Here is a 267-nt window from a genome sequence, read left to right on the forward strand (position 1 = left end):
CTTAATGCTAAATTAACTGTCCACGCTTCAAATAATGCAATATTTGGAGTATTGGTAAGTCTTTTACCATTGTTATTGATAATAAAAAAGGCATCTTCGCCAAAAAGTTGCATGCATGTGCGCAATGCCAAATCAAAATTATCCCTAATTTGAATTAATTCAGATTTAGTATAACTCTCAATACTTTGCATAGCCATATCTAAAAACCTTTCCATTGGAGAATTATAAGATTTAAGATTAGAGTAAAATGCAAAGAATCTAAGTGCG

At 30.7% G+C, this 267-nt stretch carries 1 protein-coding gene; it reads right to left on the reverse strand.

All coding sequences use genetic code 11. The features are described from left to right. The coding region (locus tag SB764_RS40885) for a hypothetical protein (protein ID WP_410866882.1) at window positions 1-197 on the reverse strand (197 nt) is incomplete at its 3' end. Window positions 198-267 lie beyond the last annotated feature (70 nt).

The sequence above is a fragment of the Paraburkholderia sp. SIMBA_027 genome, from assembly GCF_046535315.1.
Lineage (GTDB): Bacteria > Pseudomonadota > Gammaproteobacteria > Burkholderiales > Burkholderiaceae > Paraburkholderia > Paraburkholderia tropica.